A 17,970-nucleotide genomic window follows, 5' to 3' on the forward strand; every position below is an offset into this window, starting at 1 on the left:
GGCCTTGACCGGGCGGCATCGGCGATTCCCGACAAAAGGGATACTTATGTGGATGACTTGGCTGGCAGCCTTCTACGCAGTCTGGGCATTCTTGGTATTCGGCCTGGACAACTGGCAGATGGCAAAGGAGCACTGGCCGATGGCGCTGGCCATGGCGCTGGGCAGTTACGCAGCGGGTTCCACTCCCATGGGCGGCGGCACAGTTGGTTTCCCGGTGCTGGTGCTCCTGTTCGACACCCCGGCGAGCCTGGGGCGGGATTTCAGCTTTGCGGTGCAGGCGATCGGTATGGTGAGTGCGAGTTTTTTCCTGCTTGCCCGGCGCCAGCCATTGGCCGGCAATATGCTTAAAGGCGCTATGCTCGGCTCGCTGCTGGGCACTCCCCTGGGGATTCAGTTGATCGCCCCGCTGGTACCGGAGCTGTGGATCAAGCTGGTCTTTGCAGTGGTCTGGGGTAGCTTCGGTATTTTGCACCTGTATCGCCTCCGTGAGATCACGGCCCACTCCGGCAGTGGTGGTTTGCAGCCGCGACGGGACTTCCGGATCGGCTTTGCCCTGGGGGCTGTGGCGGGAGCCACGGCGGTGTCGGTGACGGGGGTGGGGATCGATATGGTGATTTACGCCGCGCTGGTTCTGCTATGCCGAGTGGACCTGAAGATCGCTATTCCCACCTCGGTGGTGATCATGGCCTTTAACTCCGTTGTCGGCGTGGTGGTAAAAAGTGTTGGTGGTGGCTGGCACCCGGAGGTCTATGGTAACTGGCTGGCGGCCGCCCCGGTGGTGATACTGGGGGCCCCGCTGGGAGTGTTTATTGTGTCACTGATCGATCGCAAACTGACCCTGCTGATCGTGGCGCTGCTCTGTGTGGGCCAGTTGGTATGGACCTTTCACGCAGAGAGGGCGGCGTTGGGGTCACTGGGATTGCTGGCCTCCCTGAGCGCCGTGGGGCTTTGCCTGCTGGTTTTCGAGTGGTTGCGCAAGCTGGGAAGCCGGCTCGCGGGCGCCAATGCTTTCCGGGCGGCCGAAGAGCTGCAATCTCCGGACAAGGTGCTGGGCAGTGGTCTACCGCTGGCCAGTTAAATGACACAGGCGGTGATCTTTCCTGTCCCGAAAGAAGTGTGTATAAGGCAGGAGAGGCATGTAGATAGGCAACAGTATAGGACTGTAACCCGATGAACTCCCGTGGACTCTCCTTTCACCATCCTGTTGCCTTCTGGCTCGGTTGCATAGGTATTACCGCCGGCGTGCTCGCGCATATCCCGATGTTTGTACACGCGGCACCTATGGGTTACCACATGGCGGGTATGCCCATGGATGTCACCATGCTGGTCGGCATGGGGCTTATACCCTTGGGCCTGCTGCTGGCCGGCTATGGACTGATGCCCCGGATGTCCTCTGCGGATGGGGCGGGCGGTGTGCAGTTTCATGTGGCCGACACTGTTCCTCTCAACAGCGAGCACTGGAAGCTGGTAGCGGTACTGGCGGTAGCGGTGGCGGTGGATGTCATGAAGCCCGCCACCCTGGGTTTTGTCATGCCAGGCATGACTGAGGAGTATGGAATAAGTGCGCAGAGCGCCGGCACCCTGGCGCTGGTAGCGCTCACCGGTACCACTCTGGGTTCTGTGTTATGGGGGCTGTTGTCGGACCTGTCCGGCAGGAGGGCGGCGGTATTGCTGAGCGCTTTGATGTTTATCGGCACCGCTATCTGTGGTGCCATGCCCTCGTTCTCCTGGAACCTGATCATGTGTTTTCTGATGGGCCTGTCCGCGGGAGGGCTGCTGCCCATCACTTTTGCGCTGATGGCGGAGTCAGTCCCTGCGGCGCACCGGGGCTGGTTGCTGGTGGCGCTGGGGGGAGTGGGTACGGCTGCCGGCTACCTGCTCGCATCCGGCGCGGCGGCACTGCTTGAGCCATTGTTCAGTTGGCGTATCTTGTGGATGTTGGGATTGCCGAGTGGTTTGGTATTGATTTTCCTGAACCGCTTTATTCCCGAATCTCCCCGTTACCTGGCCACTCGAGGCCGGATAGCCGAAGCGCGCAGTGTGTTGACGCGCTTCGCCGGCACTTCGCATCGGGACACCGGCGGGCTGGTGGAGGAAGAGGCGCTACATCCACCTGCCAAGGCGAGTGCCCGCCAGCTTTTCAGCGGACCCTATGCGGGGATCACTTTCGGCCTGGTCGCGTCGGGCCTCGCCTGGGGGCTGGTGAACTTCGGTTTTCTCCTGTGGCTGCCCACAAACCTGCGCGGTATCGGCCTCGCTGGTGAGGCCGATACCCTGCTGGCGGGGTCGGCGCTTCTTGCCCTGCCGGGTGTGCTGCTTGTGATTTGGCTCTACCACCGCTGGAGCAGCATCTATACCCTGGCGCTGTTTGTCGCCCTCACGGCGGCCTCCCTGCTGCTGTTCTGCCTGTGTACGTCCCTGGGGTTCCACTCCGCTCCCGCAATTTCGGCGATGATCGCTCTGCTGCTGGTCAGTGCCAGTGGCGTGATCGCAATGCTGATCCCCTATGCTGCGGAGATTTACCCGGTACACCTGCGCGGCACGGGTGCCGGACTGGTGGCGGCGAGTTCCAAGGCCGGCGGCATTCTTGGTGCGGCGGTAGGGGTGCTGGGACTGTTCGAGGATATGGCGGTCTCGGCGCTGGTTATCGCCTTGCCCCTGGCCGCGGCGGCCGCCGTTCTGTACAGGAAGGGGATAGATACCCGCGGCCTGCGCCTGGAGGACATACAGCTGCTGATGTCGCGCAGGGCCGGGGCTGCGCCGGTATGATCGACTTGCCCTGAATGGCGGCGGGGTATTGGTCCGCTCTCTCCCGAAATCTGATCTATTCCTTCCTACTCAGCAGTTGGATGAGGACGTCGAGATAGTCCTCGCTGGCCGCATCGGCGGAAACCGGTGGAAATTCCAGGGTGATGCAGGGCAATTTGCGTTCGTCGCACCAGCTGCTGAAGGAGCCGGGAGTCGGGTAGCCCACATTCTCCACCAGGGGCAGCTGCATCCGACTCGCCAGCCACTGCCCCAGGGCGCTGCCCTCCGGATCCTCCACGCAGGCCAGCGGCTCGTGGATAGTCACTATCCAGGCCGGCTGCAACTGGTCGATCAACTGACACAGGGCCTTGGTCTCCGCTTCCGAACCCGCCACGCTGCCGGTACTCAGGCGCACATCGCGCTCTTCCGCGACGCTGTTCCAGCGATAGACACTCTCCATTCCCTGCCAGTTGCCGGTGGCAAAGTTGCGGTTCAGGTCCACCCCGCGGGCGTTGGCGCGCAGCCCCAACTGGCAGCCGTCCGGGTTCACCGCCAATATCACGTGGTGGCGCAGTTGTCCCGGTGGCAAGGTGCGGAGGGCGCAGGACAGAGCCACTACCGCCGCCACTTCGTCTCCGTGGGTGCCGGCCATTACCATGCCGTGGGGATTGCCGCTCTGGGCGGGAAAGTAGAGCAGTGGGGCGCCCAGTTCGGAGCGCCCGTACTGCAGTCGGGGGTGGCAGAAGTGGCCGCGTTCGGTGCGGGGGCGCAGTGGGGCCATGGCTTCCCTTAACATTGTTTTACACTGGGCAGAGAACTTTTGCGGCGAAATCGCCACTAACTGTTTGTTGAACGCCGCCCCACTGCCCATATAACTTCTGGGCGCAACCCTTGCGGGGCGGTATCCTGAACACACTCATTGCATATTAGAAGGGATAATTAGGGGTAACAAACTTATGGTTACACGCTGTACGCAGTTTTTGTTGACTCTCTGCCTCTTGATATCGGCATCTGCCTGTGCCCGGGAGCTACCGGAACTGACCGGTCTGATCGAACAGAACTCCCCGGCGGTGGTGAAGATCAACACCATGGAACGCAGCCGTGTGAATGGCGGCGGCCTGCCGCCCCAGTACCAGCAGGAGATTCCGGACATCTTCCGGCACCTCCTCGAACCTCGCCGCCGCGAGCAGCGCCCGGTGGCGAGCATGGGCTCCGGTTTCATTATCTCCAAAGACGGCTATGTGGTGACCAACAACCATGTGGTGGACGGCGCGGACGAAGTGGTCGTGACCCTGACTGACCGCCGGGAGTACGAAGCCAAAGTCATCGGTACCGACCAGCGCTCCGACCTGGCACTGCTGAAGATCGACGCCGAAGACCTGCCAACGGTCGGCTGGGGGGATTCGGACGACCTGAAAGTGGGTGAATGGGTGGTTGCCATCGGCTCTCCCTTCGGTCTCGACTACTCCGCCAGTGCCGGTATCGTCAGCGCCATGGGCCGCAGCATCCCCAATGAGAGCCGCGAGAACTACGTGCCCTTCATCCAGACCGATGTGGCCATCAACCCCGGCAATTCCGGTGGGCCGCTGTTTAACATGGACGGCCAGGTGGTGGGCATCAACTCCCAGATCTACACCCGCAGCGGCGGCTCCATCGGGCTGTCATTCGCCATCCCCTCCAGCCTGGCCCGCGATGTAGTGGCGCAGCTCAGGGAGAAGGGCCGGGTGGACCGCGGCCGGCTGGGCGTGGGTATCCAGGATGTGGACCGGAATCTGGCCAAGGCCATGGGGCTGGGCAAGCCCAGTGGCGCCCTGGTGGCGCAGGTTGAGTCCGGCTCGCCGGCGGCGGAGGCAGGCATTCGCGTGGGCGATATCATCACCCGCTTCGACGGCCAGGATATCATTGTGGTCGGCGATCTGCCCCACATCGTGGGACAGACTCCCCCCGGCAGAGAAGTGTCGGTGGAACTGATGCGCGAAGGTGAGCGCAAGAAAGTACGGGTCAAGGTGGGTGCGCTGGAAGGGGCCGAGGAAGTCGAGCTGACCTCCTCGCCCGACGTGGGCGGCCGCCTCGGCCTGGTGGTCAGCGAGATTCCCGATACGCTCAAGCAGCGCTGGAGCGTGGACACCGGCGTCCTGGTGAAGCAGGTGGTGCCGGGCAAGCCCGGCGCCAAGGCGGGGCTGCGCAGCGGCGACATTGTGGCCCAGTTGGGGTTCGATGAGGTGGAGAACATGGAAGACTACGAGAAGGTGGTCAAGGAACTGCCCGAGGGCGAACTGCTGCCAATACGCTTCTTCCGCGCCGGTCAGCCAACCTTCCGCACCATCCAGATTGATGAGAATTAATGCGGAATTCGGAATGCGGACAAATCTGCCGGGAGCAGATTTGCACAGCCGAAGGCTGCCCGCGAAGCGGGTGAAGTGCAGGGACGCACTTCATGAATGCGGAATTGGTGCACAGCCGGTGCTGGGTGCCGGAGAGCCATTCCGCATTCCGCATTCATCATTCATCATTCCGCATTCATCATTCCGCATTTTTCCTGATAGACTTGCGCCACGCTGCCGGCTCTGATGCTGGCTAACAAATTGATTTTGCAAGGATTTCTACTTTCCTGTGGCCTCAGATCTCTCCCGTATCCGCAATTTCTCCATCATTGCCCATATCGACCACGGCAAATCCACCCTGGCGGACCGCTTTATCCAGGTCTGCGGCGGTCTCACCGCCCGCGAGATGGCTGAACAGGTCCTGGATTCCATGGATCTGGAGCGGGAGCGGGGCATCACCATCAAAGCCCAGAGCGTGACCCTGGACTACACCGCGCGGGACGGCAAAACCTACCAGCTGAACTTTATCGACACCCCGGGGCATGTGGACTTCTCCTACGAGGTGTCCCGCTCCCTGGCGGCCTGCGAGGGCGCGCTGCTGGTGGTGGACGCCGCCCAGGGGGTGGAGGCGCAATCAGTAGCCAACTGCTACACCGCCATCGAGCAGGGCCTGGAAGTGATCCCGGTGCTGAACAAGATGGACCTGCCCCAGGCGGATCCGGACCGGGTGGCGGAAGAGATCGAGGACATCATTGGTCTCGACGCCACCGAGGCCACCCGCTGCAGCGCCAAGTCCGGCCTCGGCGTGGAGGACGTGCTGGAGGATCTGGTGCGCCTGGTGCCGCCGCCGCAGGGGGACGTGGACGCGCCCCTGCAGGCGCTGATCATCGATTCCTGGTTCGACAGCTATCTGGGTGTGGTCTCCCTGGTGCGGGTGATGCAGGGCACACTGCGCAGCAAGGATAAAATTGTCACCAAGTCCATCGGTCGCGCCCATGTGGTGGACAGCGTGGGCGTGTTTACCCCCAAGCGCAAAGAGACCGGCGTGCTGCGCGCCGGCGAGGTGGGCTTTGTGGTGGCCGGGATCAAGGATATTCACGGCGCGCCGGTGGGCGATACCCTGACCCACGCCAAGGGTGCCGAGGAGGTATCCATGCTGCCGGGCTTCCAGAAGGTCAAGCCGCAGGTTTACGCGGGCCTCTTCCCGGTCAGCTCCGACGACTACGAGGCGTTCCGCGATGCGCTGGACAAGCTGTCCCTGAACGACGCCTCGCTGTTCTACGAACCGGAGACCTCCGATGCCCTGGGCTTCGGTTTCCGCTGTGGTTTCCTCGGCATGCTGCACATGGAGATCATCCAGGAGCGCCTGGAGCGGGAATACGACCTGGACCTGATTACAACCGCGCCCACGGTGGTGTACGAGGTGGAGATGACCGACGGTGAGGTCATCTCGGTGGACAACCCCTCGCGACTGCCGGACCCGGGTAATATCGCCGAGATGCGCGAGCCCATCGTCGAGGCCAATATCCTGGTGCCCCAGGAGCATCTGGGCAACGTAATCACCCTGTGTGTGGAGAAGCGCGGGCTGCAGAAGGACATGCAGTACGCGGGCAGCCAGGTGTCGCTGCGCTACGAACTGCCCATGAGCGAGGTGGTAATGGACTTTTTCGACCGTCTCAAATCCGTGAGCCGTGGCTTCGCCTCGCTGGATTACAATTTTGTGCGCTTCGACCCGGCAAAACTGGTGCGACTGGATATCCTGATCAACGGCGACCGGGTGGATGCCCTGGCGCTGATCGTGCACCGGGAGCACGCCCAGCAGAAAGGCCGAGCCATGGCGGACAAAATGAAAGAGCTGATCCCGCGGCAGATGTTCGACGTGGCCATCCAGGCGGCGATCGGCGGCCAGGTGATCGCCCGCACCACGGTCAAGGCGCTGCGCAAGAACGTCACCGCCAAGTGTTACGGCGGCGACGTCACGCGCAAGAAAAAGCTGCTGGAAAAGCAGAAAGCGGGCAAGCGGCGCATGAAGCAGCTGGGTCGCGTGGAGGTGCCGCAGGAGGCGTTCCTGGCGGTGCTGAAGGTGGATCAATGACCACCTGAATCCGCGACTTCATGACGGCGCAGAGCATAAGCTCTTGACGCCACAGCGAATTTTCCTCAGTCGGCCGTAATCTCGGATACGCCACTCCCTCGGAAAATCCACTGTGACGCCAATATCTTGTACTCTGCATCCGCCCTGAAGTCACGGATTCAGGTGACCGATAAACAATTAATCAATGATCAATTTTCTGGTCATGGGTTCATGTTTATTGTCAATTGATCGTTGTTAATTGATTATTTGAGACCGATATGGATATTAATTTTCCACTTATCCTGCTCTGGCTGGTGGTAATCACCGGTGCTATCTGGCTGTTTGACAGCCTGTTTCTGGCCCGTCGCCGCAAGCAGAAGCGGGGCGAGGGCAAAGGCCAGGCCGCCGCGGAACCGGTAGTGGTGGAGTATGCCAAGTCCTTCTTCCCGGTGCTGGCGATCGTTTTTGTGCTGCGCTCCTTCCTGGTGGAGCCCTTCCAGATCCCTTCGGCGTCCATGTGGCCCACCCTGGAGATCGGGGATTTCATCCTGGTGAACAAATACGCCTACGGCCTGCGTCTGCCGGTATCGCGCACCAAGGTGGTGGATATCGGCGAGCCGGAGCGAGGCGATGTGATGGTGTTCTTCCCGCCGCACATGAACGACACCTACTTTATCAAGCGGGTGATCGGGCTGCCGGGAGACGAAGTGCGCATCGAAAACAATGTGCTGTATATCAACGGCGAGCGCGCCCCCCAGGAATTGATCCAGGCGCTGCCACCGGGCGACCCGGAGCTGGAAGTACTGTGGGAGGAAATCTACGGCCGCCGCCACCTGATGGCCAAGCGCATTCCCGCCAGTCCCTACAGCAACTATCACGGCGTTGTGCCGGAAGGGCACTACCTGATGATAGGCGACAACCGCGACAACAGCCTGGACGGCCGCGCCTGGGGTTTCGTGCCGGAGCGCGACGTGGTGGGCAAAGCCTTCGCCATTTGGATGCACTGGGACAAACTGCTGAGCCTGCCCAGCTTTAGCCGGGTGGGCAGCATCGAGTAAAAACCGACAATAAAAATCGAGGGCAAATCCATGGGTGGGTATGACTTTTCTTCCCTTCGCAACCAGCGCGGTATGAGTTACTGGGGCTGGCTGCTGGTGGTGGCGGTATTCGGCTTTATCCTGACCTGTGTATCGAAAATGGGGCCGGCCTATATCGACGCCTACTACGTCGATGAGGGGCTCAGGAAGCTGGCGGAAAACGCCGAACTCAGGGACATGAGCCGGGGGGATATCAAAAAAGAGCTGGATCGTTTTTTCCTGATCAACAATGTGCGCGGTGAACCCACCAAGGCGGTAAAGATTGTTCGCGGCGCCGACAGTATGCTGGTGAGTATCGACTACGAATTGCGCCAGCCGTTGATCTACAACATCGATGTAGTGATGAGATTCGACAAGCAGCTCAACACGGCCAAGCCGGAACTCTGCTGCAAGCCGCTGGTAGACCTGGAGCAATTCAGTAAACGTGACTGACCTTTCACTCGAGCGCCTGTGCAAGCGGCTCGGCCATACCTTTGAGCGTCGGGACCTGCTGGAACTGGCGCTGACCCACCGCTCCCACGGCAGCCGCAATAACGAGCGGCTGGAATTCCTCGGCGACTCCATTCTCGGCTTCACTATCGGCGCCGCCCTGTTCGAACAGTTCCCCAAGGGCCGCGAAGGCCAGCTCAGCCGCCTGCGCGCGCAGTTGGTGAGCGGGGAGACCCTGGCGCAACTGGCGCGGGAGATGGAGCTGGGCGATTGTCTGCGCCTCGGGGAGGGAGAGATGAAAAGCGGCGGCCACCGCCGCGCCTCGATACTCGCCGACGCCGTGGAGGCGCTGATCGGCGCCATCTACCTGGACGCCGGCCTGGAGGCCGCGCGCGAGCGGGTACTGGCCTGGTTCGCCCCGCGGCTGCAGAGCCTGTCCCTGGAGACCGCCAAGGACCCCAAGACACAGCTGCAGGAATGGCTGCAGGCGCGCGGGCGCCCGCTGCCGGAGTACACGGTGGCGGATATTGCCGGCGCCGAGCACGCCCAGCGCTTTGTCGTGGAGTGCAAGGTGAGCGGCCTGAACAAACCGGTGCGCGGCGAGGCCGGCAGCCGCCGCGCGGCGGAAAAAGCCGCGGCCACCGAAGCCTATAACCGCCTGACCGGACGAAACTGATCCTACAATTTTGTCGGGACCCGGGTAGAGCCTAAGCCTTTGATGCGAAGCCCCTGGTAGCAGGGCCGCCCGCAGGTTTCTAGAATCACAGACCCAGGCAAAACCTTTCGGAGAATTTTTTTTGAGCGAACAACCCTCCCGCTGCGGCTATGTCGCCATCGTCGGCCGCCCCAACGTGGGCAAGTCCACCCTGCTGAACCACCTGTTGGGGCAGAAACTGGCGATCACCTCGCGCAAACCGCAGACCACCCGACACAATATGCTGGGGATCAAGACCGAGGGGCCGAACCAGATCATTTTCGTCGATACTCCGGGCCTGCACGCCGATGCGGACAAGGCCATCAACCGCTATATGAACCGCGCCGCGGCGAGCGCCGCGCGGGATGTGGATGTGGTGGTGTTCGTGGTGGAGCGCACCCGCTGGACCGAGGGGGACCAACTGGTGGCGGACAGGCTGCGGGGCCTCAAGACCCCGCTGGTGATCGCCGTCAACAAGGTGGACCAGTTGGAAGACAAGGGCGAACTGCTGCCGCAGCTGCAGGCCCTGGCGGAACAGCATCCGCGGGCGGAAATTGTGCCCATCTCCGCCCTGCGGGGCACCAACCTGGACGCGCTCGAGAAAGTGATCATGCAGCACCTGCCGGAGGGCCGGCACTTCTTCCCCGAGGACCAGATCACCGACCGCAGCTCGCGCTTTCTCGCCGCGGAAATCGTGCGCGAGAAGATCATGCGCCAACTGGGCGCCGAGGTGCCCTACCAGGTCACCGTGGAAGTGGAGGAGTTCGCCCAGGAGGGCAGTACCCTGCATATCAGCGCCGCGATCCTGGTGGAGCGCGCCGGGCAGAAACGCATTATTATCGGCAACAAGGGCGAGCGCATAAAACAGATCGGCAGCCAGGCGCGTCAGGACATGGAGCGGCTGTTCGATAGCAAGGTGATGCTCAATCTTTGGGTGAAAGTTAAATCTGGCTGGTCCGACGACGAGCGCGCCCTGCGCAGCCTGGGTTACAAAGACGACTGACCGGAGTGCGGGGATCCGCGCTGCGCGATTGATTCCCGACTTCGAAAAGACATGAGACACCAGCCGCTGCAACCCGCCTACATCCTCCACTCCCGGCCCTACCGGGATTCCAGCCTGATCCTGGAGCTGCTCACCCCGGAATTCGGCCGCATCGGCTGTGTGGCCCGCGGCGCGCGGCGGGACAAGCAGCGCCGGCGGCAGTCGCTGCAGCCTTTTGCCCCGCTGCTCATCTCCCTGCTGGGCCGCGGCGAACTGAAAACCCTGGGTCCGGTGGAGAGTGCCGGCAGCGCGCTCTGGCTTCGCGGGCGGGCGGTTTACGCGGGGCTCTATGCCAACGAGCTGCTGGTGCGCCTGCTGGCGGTGGGGGAGGCCCAATATGGGGTTTTCGCCTGCTACCAGACCCTGTTGCAAGGGCTGGCGGAAGTGGCTGGGGAAAGCGCGGAGCAGTTGGAGGCGCCTTTGCGACGTTTCGAACTGCAGCTGTTATACGAACTCGGCAGCTGCCCGCAGCTGGATTACTGTGCCCACAGCCAGGAAGCGGTTACCGCCGACGGCAATTACCGGCTGGAAAATGAAACCGGCTTTGTGCCGGTTTTCCGGCAGGGCGGCCGGCAGGCTGTGGGTGAATTTTCCGGCGCGGATCTGCAGGCCCTGGAACGGGCCCGGCACAGTGGTGAATTCGACCGGGCGCTGCTGGCCCCGGCGAAGCGACTGACCCGGCTGCTGCTGGCGCCCCTGCTCGGGGAAAAGCCGCTGCAGAGCCGCGAATTGTTCAAACAGGTCTACAAAAACGATGATCGTTAGTATCGGCACGGATATCTGCAGTCTGACCCGTATCGAGGCCGCCTGGCGACGCTTTGGCGACCGCTTCGTGGAGCGGGTGCTGTCGCCGGGGGAGCGGGAGGCCTTTGCCGCACTGGCGATCCCCAACCGCGCCGCCTACCTGTGCAAGCGCTTCGCCGCCAAGGAGGCGCTGGGCAAGGCGCTGGGTACCGGGATCGGTGCGGGTATTTCCTGGCAGCATATCGAAGTGCGCCGGCGCCGGGGTGAAGCGCCGCAGGTGATCCTGAGCGGGGAGGCGCAGGCGCGCGCGGAGCGGATGGGAGTGACCGGGATTCACTTGACCCTGTCCGACGAAAAGGACTTTGCCCTGGCGTTTGTGGTTTTCGAGAACGGTTAGCCTGGGAGCGCCGAGCTCCAGCTCGGCAAGCGGGCCGCAGGCCCGCCCACACCGTACTTTCCTCGTTCCGGGACAGGAACGTCATGCCGGACCCGATCCGGTACCGGAACCCAGACGCTATCAGACTGGATACCGGCCTGCGCCGGTATGACGAGTCAATAAGAAATGGATTTGAAATCGCAGAGTATCTACGCCTGCGCCTCCCTCGCCACCAGGCCGAACAACGCGTCCAGGTCCTGCTCCTGGCCCCAGTCGTGCAGTGCGCGGATTTCCCGCGCCGTGGCCTCCAGGCTTCGTCCGTCGACCTCCGCCTCTTCCTCCTCCTGCAGCGGGCGCAGCTGTTCCTGCAATTTCGCGGTGGCCTCCCGTAGCCGCGGCACACCGCAATAACAGCAGGCGCCGTGCAGGCGGTGTACCAGCTCGAACAACCCCTTGTGATCCCCCTCGGCCTGCAGGCGCTTCAATTCCTGTTCGTCGACCATCAGCCCATCGAGCAGCATCTGCAGCATGTCGCGGGCCAGTTTGGCGTTGTTGTTGCTGAGGCCCAGGCTCTCGCTGATGTCCACCGGGCGCGGGCTCCGCTCGCGTCCCGGGGCGGGCATCGCCGGTGCCAGGATTTTCATCCAGCGCTTGATCATATTGCTTAGCTGCGCCTCGCTGACCGGCTTGCTGAGGTAGTCGTCCATTCCCGCGGAGAGCAGGCGGGCCTTTTCCTCGGCGCCGGCGTGGGCGGTGAGCGCGATGATCGGAATGCGCTTGTCGCTCTTCCCCTGGCTTTTTTCTTCTTCGCGAATCCGGCGGGTGGCGGCGATGCCGTCCATATCCGGCATCTGGATATCCATAAAGATCAGATCGAATTCCCTCTGTCGCCAGAGTTGCAATGCCTCTTCGCCGCTCGCTGCCACGGTGGCGTCCACGCCCTGGGCGCGCAGGAGCTCCCCTACCAGCAGGCGGTTGGCCCTGTGGTCGTCCACCGCCAGCACCCGCGGCGCGGCGGGCCAGGGCAGGGCGGGTTGGCTGCCGGTAATGCGCGGCGCCTGGCCCGATTGTGGCGCGGCGCGGCGCAGGGCACGCAGCAGGTTGTCGCGGGTCACCGGCTTGCGCAGAAAGGTCAGGACCCGAGTGCGCAACTGTTCATAGCAGCGGCGCAGTTCCACCGGTGAACCCTGCAGAATGACCCGGCATTGGTAGGTATCCACCAACTGCTGCACCGTACCCACGAACCGTTCGAAATCGCCACCGGCGATGGCGGTATCGATGATCACCGCATCCGGCTGCGAGTCGTGGCGCCACATCTGCTCCACCGCCGGCTGCAGGGTTTTGGTATCCGCCAGCTCTATCGCTTCCACCTGCCAGTGCCTGAGCAACTGCGCCACCTGCAAGCGGGTCATATTGTTGGGGTCTGCGACCAGCAGGCGGGCGCCCGGAAACTGGTCGCGCACCGGCCCGGCGCGGTTGCGTTCCAACAGCAGGGGCAGGTGTACCCAGAAGGTCGAGCCCCTGCCGGCGACTTCATCGATACCGATACTGCCGCGCATGCGCTGGATCAGGCTGCGCGCGATCGCCAGGCCCAGGCCGCTGCTGCTGATCTGCTGGCTGTGCCGCCGGGTGCTGTGCTCAACCAACTGGCGCAGTTCCCGGCGGCCCTGTTCGTCGATGCGATTGCCGAGGTCGGTGACGCTGATGCGCACCATCAGTTCCGACTCCCTGGCGCTCTGCACACTGATGCGCACCGGGATATCGCCGTTCTCGGAACTGCGCACCGCACTGCCCACGAGGTTGGTGAGTATCTGCTTGATACGCAATGGGTCGCCGATCAGCGTAGTGGGCAATTGGTTGTCGATCAGTGGTACCAGTTCCAACTGGTGTTCATAGGCGAAGGGCGCCAGTATCTGCAGGGTTTCCTCCAGCAGTTGCCCGAGGTCCATGGGAATATGGTCGAGCACCAGGTTGCCGGACTCGATGCGCGAGAAGTCCAGGATATCGTTGATCGTGGTGAGCAGACTTTCCGACGAGCGCAGGATGGTCTGCAGGTAGTCCTGCTGCAATTCGTCCACATCGGTTTTCAAAAGCAGGTTGGTAAAACCGATGATGCCGTTCAGCGGTGTGCGGATTTCGTGGCTGGTATTGGCGAGGAAAGCGGATTTTACCTGGCTGGCCTCCAGTGCTTTCTTGCGCGCCAGGTCCAGTTCGATGTTCTGCTCTTCCATGCTGTCCAGAGATTGCCGGAGGTCTTCCATGGACTGATGCAGGCTGGATTTGTAATCCCGCTGGTGGTTGGCGAGGTTCGCCGCCATCTCGTTGACCTGCTCCGCCAGTTGGTGCAGCTCGCGGTTGTAGCTCTCGCCGGCGCGGGCGGCGAAGCGGCCGTCGCCGATGGCCGAGAGTGTCTCCCGCAGCCGCGCCAGGGAGCGGGCGAAGCGCTCGGACAGGAACACCGACCACATCAGCGCTGCCAGGGTGCACACGATCAGTCCCAGCAGTAGTACCACCACCACCTGGTAGGTGCCGACGATAAAGTAGGGGCGGTGCAATTCGATGCTCAGCCAGCAGCTGAGCGGATCTCCCTCCAGGGGCTGCAGCACCTGAAGGCTGCCGGATTTCTCGTAGATGAAAGGCGCGCGGCCGTGCAGCTCGGCGGCGCTGACGGTGGCGCGTGGACGGGGGCCCACGCCGGCCAGCAGCCGCAGTCCGCTGTCGTCGTTCAGGGGGACTCCCTTGACGGCATCGGTGGTGTAGATGTGCACCGAGCGCACCATGTCCTTTTCCAGCATCAGCGTCAGCAGGCTCTGGTGCAGCCATTCCTTGCGCAGTTCCGACGGCTGGCTGCCGCTCAGCTGGATCAGCGATGCCAGTTGCTCCGCGCTGGCGCGGCCGTGGCTCAGCAGCAGCTGGCGGCGCTCGTGAAGCTGCTGCAGGCTGAACAGTATGCCCAGTACCAGGGCCAGCAGCAGTGCCGGCGCCAGGGCAAAGCGGAACACGATCGCGCGCAGTGAGCGCAGGCGGGGGGGCGGATCCTGTACCATGGGTCAGTTATCGGTTATTCGTTAACAGCCGCCATGATCAGCGATTGACCACCAATGATCAATGTCTGGTCACGGTTCATTGATAACTGTTCACTGATCGCTGATCATTGTCTTCCGTTGAGGTTTGAATCTGGAACGCGCATCACCATGGATTACCCCACAATCGCCGATTGCGTAGGCAACACGCCGCTGGTTCGGCTACAGCGCCTGCAGGGCGAGACCAGTAACACCATCCTGCTCAAGCTGGAGGGGAACAATCCGGCCGGTTCGGTCAAGGACCGGCCGGCCCTGTCGATGATCCAGCATGCCGAGGCCCGCGGCCGGATAAAGCCCGGGGATACCCTGATCGAGGCCACCAGCGGCAACACCGGTATCGCCCTGGCCATGGCCGCGGCGATCAAGGGCTACCGCATGGTGCTGATCATGCCGGAGAGCGCCACCGACGAGCGCAAGGCGGCGATGACCGCTTACGGGGCCGAATTGATCCTGGTGACCGCGGAGGAGGGCATGGAGGGCGCTCGCGACCTGGCACTGAAAATGCAAGAGGAAGGGCGTGGCCTGGTGCTGGACCAGTTCGCCAATCACGACAATCCGCGGGCGCATTTCGAGGGCACCGGTCCGGAGATCTGGCGCCAGACCAACGGCGAGATCACCCATTTCGTCTCCTCCATGGGCACTACCGGCACTATCATGGGCTGTGGCCGCTATCTCAAGCAGCAGAATCCCGCTGTGCAGATTATCGGCCTGAGACCCACCGAAGGCTCCAGTATTCCCGGCATCCGCCGCTGGCCGAGCGCCTACCTGCCCAGTATCTTCGCCGCTGAGGAGGTGGATCGAACCCTGGATATCAGCCAGCGGGAAGCGGAGGAAATGACCCGCAAACTGGCCCGGGTCGAAGGAATTTTCTGCGGCGTCTCCTCCGGCGGCGCCGTGGCCGCTGCCCTGCGGGTGTCTGCGGAAGTGGAGCACGCCACCATAGTGGCGATTATCTGCGACCGTGGGGATCGCTATCTGTCTTCCGGTTTGTTCGGCAACCAGTTCGGCAACTAGATGGTTCAAGTAAGAAAACACCACTCTCTGGGCGCTGACAGCGAGCTGGACCTGGAATCCTGGCTGCGTCACGTGCAGACCCTGGCCAAGCTCGACGGCGGTGCCCTGGTCACCCTGCGCCGGGCCGCGGAACTGAGCGCCGAGGCGGAGAAGCGGGCGATCGCCGCGGAGAATATCTGGGCCGAGGGTGCCAGCAGCTTCCGCACCGGCCTGGAGATGGCCGAGATACTCGCCGACCTGCAGATTGACAGCGAAGCGCTGTGCGCCGCGGTGCTCTACCGCGCGGTGCGGGAAAAGCGCCTGCCTCTGAAAACCGTCGAGGAGGAGTTCGGCAAGACGGTGGCCAAGCTGATCCGCGGGGTCCTGCGCATGGCCGCGATCCGCAGCCGCAGCGCCGAAACCGGGGGCGAGGGCAAAAGCGCAGCGGTTGAGGAGCACTCGGAGAATATCCGCCGCATGCTGGTGGCGCTGGTGGACGATGTGCGCGTGGCGCTGATCAAACTGTCCGAGCGCACCTGCGCGATCCGCGCGGCGAAGAATGCCGACCCGGCCAAGCGCCGTCGGGTCGCGAGGGAAGTGGCCGATGTCTACGCGCCCCTGGCCCACCGCCTGGGGATCGGCCATATCAAATGGGAGCTGGAGGACCTGTCGTTCCGCTACCTGGAAACGGACGATTACAAGCAGATAGCGCGCCTGCTGGACGAAAAGCGCCTGGCGCGGCAAAAATATATCGACCAGGTGCTGGAGCTGTTGCGCGGCGAGCTGGCGCGGGCGGACATCCGCGGCGAGGTCTACGGCCGCGCAAAGCACATCTACAGTATCTGGCGCAAAATGCGCCGCAAGAATATTGGCTTCTCCCAGGTATACGATATCCGCGCGGTGCGTATCCTGGTGCCCACGGTGCGCGACTGCTACGCGGTACTGGGCATAGCGCACAACCTGTGGCGCAACATCCCCAACGAGTTCGACGACTATATCGCCTCCCCGAAGGAAAACGGCTACCGCTCCCTGCACACCGCGGTAATCGGTCCGGATCGCAAGGTATTGGAAGTGCAGATCCGCACCTTCGCCATGCACGAAGAGGCGGAGTACGGCGTCTGTGCCCACTGGCGCTACAAGGGCACCGACAGGAAGTCCGGCCAGGTGGAGGGGCAGGACGGCTACGAGCAGAAAATCTCCTGGCTGCGCCAGGTCCTCGACTGGCACGAAGAGGTGGGCGGCAATCCGCTGCAGGACGACCTGCAGTCCAGCGAGATCGATACGCGCATCTACGTGTTCACGCCGGACGGCCACGTGGTGGACCTGCCCCGCGGCGCCACGCCGCTGGATTTCGCCTACAAGATCCACACCGAGATCGGCCACCGCTGCCGGGGCGCCAAGGTGGACGGACGCATAGTGCCGCTCAACCACGAGCTGCAGACCGCCAACCAGGTGGAGATCCTCACCGGCAAGCGCGAGGCCCCCAGCCGCGACTGGCTTTCTTCCGGCATGGGCTACATCACCAGTTCCCGCGCCCGCGCCAAGGTGATCCACTGGTTCAAACAGCAGGCGCGGGACCAGAATATCGCCGACGGACGCAGCATTCTCGACGGGGAATTCAAGCAGCTGGCCTTGAATGATTTCGATTTCGACAAACTCGCCGGCAAGCTCAATATGCATTCCCTGGACGACCTCTACGCCGCAGTGGGTGCGGGGGACATCGGTGTGGGCCAGGTGCTCAACACCGCCCAGCGCATGGTCAGGGTGGACCGGGTGGAGCAATTGCCCTCACTCACCGCCTCGGTGGCCCGGGGCGAGGGCAAGGCGGACGTGTACATCGATGGCGTCGGCAACCTGATGACCCACATCGCGCGCTGCTGCAACCCGCTACCCGGCGACGACATCATGGGCTACATCACCCAGGGTCGCGGTGTGTCCATTCACCGCAAGGACTGCGCCAACATGCTGCGCATGCAGTCCGATGAGTCCGAGCGGGTACTGCAGGTGGAATGGGCGGAAAAGCCGAAGGAATTGTATTCGGTGGAAATCATGATCGAGGCCTACGACCGCCACGGTCTGCTGCGGGATATCACCACCATGCTCGACAGCCAGCGCATCAATATCACCGCCATGCAGACGCGTTCCAACAAGCACAAGCACACGGTGGACATGGTGCTCACCGCGGAGATCCGCAATTTCGAGGAACTGAGCCGCGTGTTGCACCGCATCAACCAACTGCCCAACGTGGCCTCGGCGCGGCGGCGGATACTGCACTAGTGATGAATGCGGAATGCGGAATGTGGAATGTGGAATGCCGGGACCGCGGAGCTCCAGCTCCGCAACGGGCCGGCGTAGGGTGCGCCGTG

Annotated in this window: 14 protein-coding genes; 12 read left to right on the forward strand and 2 right to left on the reverse strand. The window is 62.8% G+C overall.

The window, feature by feature from the left end:
• Positions 1-46: 46 nt before the first annotated feature.
• Both PP263_RS03130 and PP263_RS03135 read left to right on the forward strand, forming a co-directional pair.
• The gene (locus tag PP263_RS03130) at positions 47-1,078 is read left to right on the forward strand and encodes a sulfite exporter TauE/SafE family protein (protein ID WP_308366917.1); all 1,032 of its coding nucleotides are present in this window, start codon (positions 47-49) and stop codon (positions 1,076-1,078) included.
• 92 nt (positions 1,079-1,170) lie between these two features.
• Positions 1,171-2,769 (forward strand): MFS transporter, encoded by a 1,599-nt coding sequence (locus tag PP263_RS03135; RefSeq protein WP_308366918.1) that lies wholly within the window; start codon positions 1,171-1,173, stop codon positions 2,767-2,769.
• Between the two features lie 55 nt (positions 2,770-2,824).
• Here the strand turns inward: PP263_RS03135 and mpaA are convergent, their stop codons facing one another.
• Complete coding sequence (gene mpaA, locus PP263_RS03140) at positions 2,825-3,529, reverse strand: murein tripeptide amidase MpaA (protein WP_308366919.1); 705 nt, start codon at positions 3,527-3,529, stop codon at positions 2,825-2,827.
• 175 nt (positions 3,530-3,704) lie between these two features.
• Here mpaA and PP263_RS03145 point away from each other — a divergent pair, with 175 nt between their 5' ends.
• From PP263_RS03145 to acpS, 8 genes are all read left to right on the forward strand, one after another.
• A complete protein-coding gene (locus PP263_RS03145) occupies positions 3,705-5,093 on the forward strand; it encodes a DegQ family serine endoprotease (RefSeq protein WP_308366920.1) in 1,389 nt (462 codons plus the stop codon).
• Positions 5,094-5,361: 268 nt separating this feature from the next.
• Positions 5,362-7,167, forward strand: a complete 1,806-nt coding sequence (gene lepA / locus PP263_RS03150; RefSeq protein ID WP_308366921.1) for a translation elongation factor 4 — start codon at positions 5,362-5,364, stop codon at positions 7,165-7,167.
• Positions 7,168-7,424: 257 nt separating this feature from the next.
• On the forward strand, positions 7,425-8,204 hold the full coding sequence (gene lepB / locus PP263_RS03155) for a signal peptidase I (protein WP_308366922.1): 780 nt from the start codon (positions 7,425-7,427) through the stop codon (positions 8,202-8,204).
• Positions 8,205-8,234: 30 nt separating this feature from the next.
• Complete coding sequence (locus tag PP263_RS03160; protein ID WP_308366923.1) at positions 8,235-8,675, forward strand: DUF4845 domain-containing protein; 441 nt, start codon at positions 8,235-8,237, stop codon at positions 8,673-8,675.
• A complete protein-coding gene (gene rnc, locus PP263_RS03165; protein WP_308366924.1) occupies positions 8,668-9,348 on the forward strand; it encodes a ribonuclease III in 681 nt (226 codons plus the stop codon). Before PP263_RS03160 ends, rnc begins: the two co-directional genes overlap by 8 nt.
• A gap of 121 nt (positions 9,349-9,469) precedes the next feature.
• Positions 9,470-10,369, forward strand: a complete 900-nt coding sequence (era, locus tag PP263_RS03170) for a GTPase Era (RefSeq protein ID WP_308366925.1) — start codon at positions 9,470-9,472, stop codon at positions 10,367-10,369.
• Positions 10,370-10,420: 51 nt separating this feature from the next.
• On the forward strand, positions 10,421-11,173 hold the full coding sequence (gene recO / locus PP263_RS03175; protein ID WP_308366926.1) for a DNA repair protein RecO: 753 nt from the start codon (positions 10,421-10,423) through the stop codon (positions 11,171-11,173).
• Positions 11,163-11,549 (forward strand): holo-ACP synthase, encoded by a 387-nt coding sequence (gene acpS, locus PP263_RS03180; protein WP_308366927.1) that lies wholly within the window; start codon positions 11,163-11,165, stop codon positions 11,547-11,549. The genes recO and acpS overlap by 11 nt, the downstream gene beginning before the upstream one ends.
• A gap of 188 nt (positions 11,550-11,737) precedes the next feature.
• Here acpS and PP263_RS03185 read toward each other — a convergent pair whose 3' ends face one another.
• Positions 11,738-14,575, reverse strand: coding sequence for a response regulator (locus PP263_RS03185; protein WP_308366928.1), 2,838 nt, complete (start codon positions 14,573-14,575; stop codon positions 11,738-11,740).
• 141 nt (positions 14,576-14,716) lie between these two features.
• Between PP263_RS03185 and cysM the strand changes: the two genes are divergently transcribed.
• Together cysM and relA are read left to right on the forward strand one after the other, a co-directional pair.
• Positions 14,717-15,625, forward strand: coding sequence for a cysteine synthase CysM (cysM, locus tag PP263_RS03190; RefSeq protein WP_308368550.1), 909 nt, complete (start codon positions 14,717-14,719; stop codon positions 15,623-15,625).
• On the forward strand, positions 15,626-17,881 hold the full coding sequence (gene relA / locus PP263_RS03195) for a GTP diphosphokinase (RefSeq protein ID WP_308366929.1): 2,256 nt from the start codon (positions 15,626-15,628) through the stop codon (positions 17,879-17,881).
• The last annotated feature ends 89 nt before the right edge of the window (positions 17,882-17,970 follow it).

Origin of the sequence: Microbulbifer sp. TB1203 (assembly GCF_030997045.1) — a bacterium.
Taxonomy (GTDB): domain Bacteria; phylum Pseudomonadota; class Gammaproteobacteria; order Pseudomonadales; family Cellvibrionaceae; genus Microbulbifer.

Excerpts from the sequence above, each read along its gene's own strand:
- PP263_RS03130 (WP_308366917.1), top strand. The coding sequence starts at position 47 with ATGTGGATGACTTGGCTGGCAGCCTTCTACGCAGTCTGGGCATTCTTG.
- PP263_RS03135 (WP_308366918.1), top strand. The coding sequence starts at position 1,171 with ATGAACTCCCGTGGACTCTCCTTTCACCATCCTGTTGCCTTCTGGCTC.
- mpaA (WP_308366919.1), bottom strand. The coding sequence starts at position 3,529 with ATGGCCCCACTGCGCCCCCGCACCGAACGCGGCCACTTCTGCCACCCC.
- PP263_RS03145 (WP_308366920.1), top strand. The coding sequence starts at position 3,705 with ATGGTTACACGCTGTACGCAGTTTTTGTTGACTCTCTGCCTCTTGATA.
- lepB (WP_308366922.1), top strand. The coding sequence starts at position 7,425 with ATGGATATTAATTTTCCACTTATCCTGCTCTGGCTGGTGGTAATCACC.
- PP263_RS03160 (WP_308366923.1), top strand. The coding sequence starts at position 8,235 with ATGGGTGGGTATGACTTTTCTTCCCTTCGCAACCAGCGCGGTATGAGT.
- recO (WP_308366926.1), top strand. The coding sequence starts at position 10,421 with ATGAGACACCAGCCGCTGCAACCCGCCTACATCCTCCACTCCCGGCCC.
- acpS (WP_308366927.1), top strand. The coding sequence starts at position 11,163 with ATGATCGTTAGTATCGGCACGGATATCTGCAGTCTGACCCGTATCGAG.
- PP263_RS03185 (WP_308366928.1), bottom strand. The coding sequence starts at position 14,575 with ATGGTACAGGATCCGCCCCCCCGCCTGCGCTCACTGCGCGCGATCGTG.
- relA (WP_308366929.1), top strand. The coding sequence starts at position 15,626 with ATGGTTCAAGTAAGAAAACACCACTCTCTGGGCGCTGACAGCGAGCTG.